This window comes from Streptomyces sp. NPDC001568 (genome assembly GCF_042893755.1).
Lineage (GTDB): Bacteria > Actinomycetota > Actinomycetes > Streptomycetales > Streptomycetaceae > Streptomyces.
In genome coordinates this window covers 1-7,838 of record NZ_JBIAVF010000046.1, presented here as the reverse complement: position 1 = coordinate 7,838, position 7,838 = coordinate 1, and the positions used below count along the sequence as shown (strand labels likewise).

Here is a 7,838-nt window from a genome sequence, read left to right as displayed (position 1 = left end):
AACCACATCCACCCGGCCCAACCACACCTCATCCGAACCCGCCAACACCCCACACAACGACCAATCCACGAACGGATCCAACGCCCGCTCACACAACGCCATCCGCTCCGCGAACACAGCGTTGGACCGCAGCAACTCCGCGCCCATCCCAGCCCATTGGCCCCCCTGGCCGGGGAACGCGAAGACCACGCCGGAGTCGGTGCTCGCGGGCAGTGGCTGCCCGTCAACGGCGAGCGCGTCCAGTCCCGCCAGCAGCTCGTCCGCGTCCGAGCCCACGACCACAGCCCGCTGCTCGAGGGCGGCCCTTCCGGCCAACCCCGCGGCCACACCGGCGAGCCAGGCGTGATCAGCCGTACCCACGGCCTGCCGCTCCCGCACGAGGTCGGCGAGCCGAGCGGCTTGGCCGCGAAGTCCCTCGTCCCCGCGCCCCGACAGCACCCACGGCAGCGGACCCGACGCTTCCACCGGCGCGTCGGCCTTCGGCTCCGCGACGGGCGGCTCTTCCAGGATCACGTGCGCGTTGGTGCCGCTCACCCCGAACGAGGACACTCCCGCCCGGCGCGGATGCCCGTCGCCCAGCCAGGGCACGGCTCCCGTGAGCAGGCGCACGTCACCCGCCGACCAATCCACGTGCGGCGACGGATCGTCCACGTGCAGGGACGCCGGCAGTTTCCCGTGCCGCATCGCCATCACCATCTTGATCACACCGGCCACACCCGCCGCCGCCTGCGTATGACCGATGTTCGACTTCACCGAGCCCAGCCACAAAGGGGTGCCCTGAGAGCGGCCTTGACCGTACGTCTCCAGCAGGGCCTGGGCCTCGATGGGGTCGCCGAGTGTGGTGCCGGTGCCGTGCGCTTCCACCACGTCCACCTGCGAGGCGGTCAGCCGCGCGTTGCGCAGCGCCTGCCGGATCACGCGTTGCTGCGAGGGGCCGTTCGGCGCCGTCAGACCGTTGGAGGCACCGTCCTGGTTGACCGCCGAGCCCCGCAGCACGCCGAGCACCCTGCGACCGTTCGCCAGGGCGTCGGACAACCGCTCCAGCAGGAGCAGCCCGGCGCCTTCGCCCCAGCCGGTGCCGTCCGCCGCCGCCGCGAACGGCTTGCACAGCCCGTCCGGCGAAAGGCCCCGCTGTCGGCTGAACTCCACGAACGTGCCCGGACTGGACATGACGGTGGCACCGCCGGCCACGGCGAGATCGCTCTCGCCGGACCGCAGGGACTGCGCGGCCAGGTGCATGGCGACCAGCGACGACGAGCACGCCGTGTCGACCGTGACCGCCGGACCCTCCAGGCCGAGGGTGTACGCGATCCGCCCGGAGGCGACGGCCGCCGCACTGCCCGTCAGCAGGTACCCCTCCACCCCTGACGGCGCGTCGGCCATCGTGATCCCGTAGCCGGAGGTGGAGGTGCCGACGTACGTGCCGACCGGCCGCCCGGCCACCGAGGTCGGGTCGATGCCCGCGGCCTCGAACACCTCCCAGGACAGTTCGAGCAGCAGCCGCTGCTGCGGGTCCATCGCCAGCGCCTCGCGCGGGCTGATGCCGAAGAACTCCGCGTCGAAGCCGCCCGCGTCGGTGAGGAACCCGCCCGCGCGGGCGTAGGTGGTGCCGGTCTGTTCGGGGTCCGGGTCGTAGAGGGCGTCCACGTCCCAGCCGCGGTCCCGCGGGAACGTGGTGATCGCGGCGCGCTCCCCGGCGACCAGTTCCCACAGACCGTCGGGAGTCTCCACCCCTCCGGGGAACCGGCAGCTCATCCCGATGATGGCGATCGGCTCGACCTCGGTGGACCGGGCCTCCTCCAACCGCTTCCGGGTCTGGCGCAGGTCGGCCATGACCTTGTTCAGGTATTCCCGCAGCCTCTGGTTGTCTGACATACGGACCTCACTCCTTGCGTGCGGCGGACAGGCGAGAGCGCACGTCACTGCCTGCCGAGTTCTTCGTCGATCAGGGCGAACATCTCGTCATCGGTGGCGGCGGCCAGATCGTCGTCACCCTCCTCGGTGACCGGCCTTCCCTCCGCCCTGTCCCGCCAGGTCCAGAGGATCTCCTCCAGCCGGGCGGTGATCTCGCCACCCAGGTCACCGGAGTGCGGGGCCTGTGTCAGCGCGGCCTCCAGGCGGGCCAGATCGGCGATGATCGGGGGTTCTCCCGCGCCGTCGTCCGGCCTGAGGGTCTCCCACAGGTGGTCGGCGAGCGCGGCGGGCGTGGGGAAGTCGAACACCGCGGTGGCACGCAGCGTCACCCCCGTCGCGGCGCCGATCCGGTTGCGCACATCGACTCCGGTGAGCGAGTCGAACCCGAGCTCCTTGAACGGCTTCCGGGCGCCTATGGCGTCCGTGGTCATGTGCCCGAGGGCGGCCGCGGACTGCTCCCGCACCAAGGTCAGCAGCATCCGTCGCTGCTCCTCCGCGGACAGCCCGCGGAGCCGATCGGCCCACGGTACGGACGGTGCGCCGGCCGCGCCGCCGCGGGTGACGGTGCGCGCCGGGCGGGAGGGGCCGCCGAGATGTGCCAGCAGCGGATGGGTGTGCCGGTGCCCCGGTGCGAGCAGTACCGGTACGACGTGCGCGCGCCCGCAGCGGTCGCGCGCACCGTCCAGCAGACGCAGCCCGTGCTCATCGCTGAGGGGCACCATCCCGGCCCGGGCCACCCGGGCCAGATCCGCGTCGGTGAGGTGACCGCTGATGACGCTGCGTCGTGCCCACAGCCCCCAGGACAACGACTGCGCCGCCAGTCCGTGCGCCCTGCGGTGCTCGGCCAAGGCGTCCAGGAAGGTGTTCGCCGCGGCGTAGTTGGCCTGGCCCGGGGAGCCGAGCACTCCGGAGGCGGACGAGAACAGGGTGAACATCGCCAGGTCCGCGTCCCGGGTCAGCTCGTGCAGATGCCAGGCCGTGTCTGCCTTGGCGGCCATGACCCGCTCGACCCGGTCGGGTGTCAGCGAACCGAGGACGCCGTCGTCGGCGATGCCCGCCGCGTGCACGACGCCGGTGAGCGGATGGTCCGTACCGACCTGTGCGAGGACCTCCGCGGTCTTCTCGCGGCGTGTCAGATCGGCCGCCACGACGCGTACATCGGCATCGAGCTGCCGCAGCCGCCGGACGAGTTCAGCGGCCCCCGACGCCTGCGGGCCGCGCCTGCCGACGAGCAGCAGGTGCCGCACGCCGTGCGTGGTGACCAAGTGCTCGGCGACCAGAGCGCCCAACGCTCCGGTACCGCCGGTGATCAGGACGGTGCCGTTCGGGTCGAGCGGCGCGGGTACGTTGAGGACGACCTTGCCGGTGTGCCGGGCCATCCGGACGTGCCCGAAAGCGGCCGGGGCCCTGCGCACGTCCCACGAGGTCAGCGGGAGGAGCCGCAGCGTGCCGCTGCGGAACATCGTGAGCAGTTCCGTCAGCATCGTCCCGATTCGGTCGGGCTCCGGTTCGGAGAGGTCGAAGGTGCGGTACCGGACCCCGGACGGCAACGAAGCCGCCTCCCGGACATCGGTCTTGCCCATCTCGATGAACCGGCCACCCCTCGGCAGCAGTTCCAACGAAGCGTCCACGAACTCGCCCGCCAGCGAGTTCAACACCACATCAACGCCCGCACCACCCGTCACGTCCAGGAACGCCGAACGGAAACCGAGATCACGGGACGAGGCGATGCGATCCTCCGACAACCCCAGCCCCCGCAACACCCCCCACTTGGAAGGATGCGCCGTCGCGAACACGTCCGCACCGAGATGCCGCGCAAGCTGCACGGCCGCCATCCCCACACCACCCGCACCCGCATGGATCAGCACCCGCTCACCCCCACGCAGACCCGCGAGGTCCTCAAGGGCGTACCGGGCGGTGAGGAAGGCGATGGGTACGGAGGCCGCCTCCTGGAAGGTCCAACCGTCGGGTATGCGGACGACCATGCGGGCGTCCGCGACCGTGCTCTCGGCGAACGAGTCCGGCATCAACCCCATCACCCGGTCCCCGACCGCCGGCCCCGTGACGCCCGGACCGAGCTCGGTGACCACGCCCGCACCCTCGCCGCCGATCGAAGCGGCGCCGGGGTACATGCCGAGCGCGATGAGCACGTCCCTGAAGTTGAGTCCGGCCGCGCGCACCGATACCCGGACCTGGCCCGCGCCGAGGGACTGGCCGGGCGTCAACGGGGCTTCGACCAGTGCGAGTTCCGCGAGCGTTCCGCCGGAGCCCGCCGTGAGCCGCCACGGACCCTGCGTGGGCACGGTCAGGTCAGCGTCATCGTTGCCGTTGCCGTTGCCGTTGCCGTTGCCGTTGCCGTTGCCGTTGCCGTCGGAGGCTTCCAGGCGCGGCGTCAATAGCGTCCCGCCCCTCCGGACGAGCTGGGGCAGGGGGGCGGCGGAGACGGCGGACAGCAGGGCGGGCCACTCTTCGTCGTCCACCTCGGTGTCGACGTCCAGCAGAACCAGCCGATCCGGGTGCTCCGACTGGGCCGAGCGCACCAACCCCCAGACGCCCGCCGCGGACATGTCGACACCACGGTCGCCCTCGTCGGCCGCGACCGCGCCCCGGGTCAGGACGACCAGCTTCCGTCCGGACATTTCAGGTGCGTCGAGGAAGGCTTGCACCTGGCCGAGTGCCCGAACGGTCAGCGCGCGCGCACGTTCCGGAATCGATCCCTGCTCGGTGGCGCGGCAGGGCAGCACCACCCAGTGCGGATCGGACGTTCCACCACGTACCGCTGCGGAGGCCGCGGCGATGTCGGGGACGGCGTGTACGTGGCCGACCGGCTGCGCGCCGACCGGGCCCTCTACCGGGGCCGGGACCGGCGTCCAGCGCAGGTGGTACAGGTCCCCGTCGGACGCCCCGGGGGCGGCGAGGTCGGCATGGCTGACCGGCCGGAACACCAACGAGTCGATGGACACGACGGGGTCTCCGTCGGCGTCGACGGCCTCCAGCGCAACCCCGTCTTCCCCCTGCCGGCGCAGTCGCACACGCAGCGTCGAAGCCCCGGGCCGGTGCACCCGCACACCGGTGAAAGCGAAGGGGAGCCCGCCTTCGAGGGTGCCGCCCGTGGCGTCGGTTTCTGCGTCACCCGGGGCGGCGGCGAGGGCGTGGAGCGCGGCGTCCAGCAAGGCCGGGTGAAGCGCGAAGCCGGTCGGATCGTCGGGCAGCACGACCTCCGCGTAGACGTCCTCACCGTCCTGCCAGACGTGCCTCAGCCCCCGGAACACCGGCCCGTAATCGAACCCCGCCTCCGACAGCCCGCCATGGATGTCCTCCGCCGGGACCGGGACGCCCGCAGGGGGCCAGGTCCAAGCCGTATCGGGAGTTTCGAGCGCCTCCGCGAGAACACCGGTGCCGTGCCGGGTCCACTCGCCGGCTTCGGTGTCGGGGCGGGAGTGGATGTCGACCGTCCGCTGTCCGTGCTCGTCGGGGGCGGCGACCACGACCTGGACCGTCACCCCGGGCCCGCCCTCGGGCACCAGCAGTGGCGCCTGGAGAGTCAACTCCCGCACCTGACGGCACCCCATCTGCTGGCCCGCGTACGCCATGAAGTCGACGAACGCGGTCCCGGGCAGCAGGACCACGCCTGTCACGGCGTGATCCGCCAGCCAGGGTTGCGTGGAGGTCGACAGCCGCCCCGTGAACACAGCGCCACCATCGGCCAGCGACACCCGTGCGCCCAGGAGACGGTGATCGGCCGTCGACAAGCCCACACCCGACAGTGAACCTGCGGAAGCTCCGGCGATGTCCCCCGCCCAGTAGCGGCGACGTTGGAAGGCGTACGTCGGCACCTCAACAAGCCGACTGGCACGGGGAACCCACCGGTCCCACTCCACGGCGACCCCATGCACGTGCAGGCGGGCCAGGCCCGTCAGCAGGCTGGTGGCCTGGTCACGATCACGCCGCATGAAGCTCGCGACCGCCTCACCCCCACGCTCCTCCATCACAGCGGACAGAGCAGGCTGCGGACCAACCTCCGCCCAGACCCGAACCCCCAACTCACGTGCCTTCTCGACTGCTTCGGCGAACCGGACGGGCTGACTCACATGCCCCACCCAATAGGCAGGGCTACCGAAGTCGGTGCCGGCCAGATCCCCGGACACCGTCGAGACAATCGGAATCTCAGGCGCCGCGAACTCCACATCGGCGATCGCAGCGGCAAAATCCTCCAACATCGGAGCCATCAAAGGCGTATGGAAGGCATGCCCAACCGGAAGCCACCGAGTCCGCAACCCCTCGGCCTCCAGCTCCGCGACCACACCCCGTACCGCATCCCCCTCACCGGCCAACACGACCGAATCCGACGCGTTCACCGCAGCCACCCACACCCCGGCCACCCCCGCGATCCGGGCCCGGACCTCATCGGCGGGCGCGGCAACCGAGACCATCACACCGTCACCAGCGACACCCTGCATCAACCGGCCACGCACACACACCAACCGAACGGCATCAGACAGGCTCAGCACACCCGCCGCGACCGCCGCGCTGATCTCACCGACCGAATGCCCCACCAACACATCCGCCCGAACACCACACTCCACCAGGACACGCCACAGCCCCACCTCCAACGCAAGCAGCCCCACCTGCGCAAACACCGTCTCATCGATCAGGTCACCACGACCACCCTCACCGAAGAGCACCGGACGCAACGGCTCCGGCAACAACCCATCCGCCACGGCGCAGACTTCGTCCACCGCGCTGGCGAACGATTCGAACCGCTCGTACAACCGGGCTCCCATCCCCGCGAACTGCGAGCCCTGCCCCGTGAACAACACCGCCGTCTTCCCCAGCACAGGGGAACCGATCACAAGCCCGTCAATCGAAGTGCCCTCGGCGAGCGCTTCCAGCGCCGCCACCAGATCGGCGGTGTCCTCGCCCACCACGACCGCCCGGTCCTCCAACACCGCACGACGGGCCAACTCCGCAGCCACACGCCCGATATCCACACCCTCACGGCCCCGGACGAACTCCGCCAACCGAGCCGCCTGCCTACCCAGCCCCGCTTCTCCGCGCGCGGAAACCACCCACGGCACCGGCCCGGAAACCGTCACCGCGGGCACAGCATCAAGCTCGACAGCAGGCGCTTCCTCCACGATCACGTGCGCGTTCGTGCCGCTCACACCGAACGAGGACACACCCGCGCGCCGCGCCCGCCCATCGGTCTGCCACGGAACCGACTCCGTGAGCAGCCGCACGTCACCGGCCGACCAATCCACGTGCGGTGACGGCTCGTCCACGTGCAGCGTCTCGGGCAGGTGCCCGTGCCGCATGGCCATCACCATCTTGATCACACCGGCCACACCCGCAGCCGCCTGCGTATGGCCGATGTTCGACTTGACGGATCCGAGCCACAGGGGGCGGCCCTCCGGTCGGTCCTGCCCGTACGCCGCCAGTAGTGCCTGCGCCTCGATCGGGTCACCCAGCGTGGTACCGGTGCCGTGCGCCTCGACCACATCCACATCACCGGTACCGAGTCCGGCGTTGGACAACGCCTGCCGGATGACCCGCTGCTGCGACGGACCGTTCGGCGCCGTCAGACCATTCGACGCACCGTCCTGGTTCACCGCCGAACCACGCAGCACCGCCAACACTTCGTGACCGTTCGCCACCGCGTCCGACAACCGCTCCAGCAGCACCAGACCGACACCCTCACCCCAGCCCGTACCATCCGCACCCGCCGCAAACGGCTTACACCGGCCATCAGGTGCCAGACCGCGCTGCCGACTGAACTCCACGAACGCACCCGGCGTCGACATCACCGTCACACCGCCCGCCAGAGCCAGGGAACACTCACCGGAACGCAACGCCTGCGCCGCCAAGTGCATCGCCACCAACGACGACGAACACGCCGTGTCCACCGTCACCGCCGGACCCTCAAG

1 protein-coding gene and 1 pseudogene are annotated in these 7,838 nt (G+C 70.9%); both read right to left on the bottom strand.

Annotation, left to right across the window (positions count from 1 at the left end):
- Positions 1-1,875: pseudogene (locus tag ACFY0I_RS39800) on the bottom strand (type I polyketide synthase); the annotation flags it as partial.
- A gap of 44 nt (positions 1,876-1,919) precedes the next feature.
- Positions 1,920-7,838 (bottom strand): type I polyketide synthase (locus ACFY0I_RS39795; RefSeq protein WP_388904712.1); only part of this gene is annotated, 5,919 nt, incomplete at its 5' end.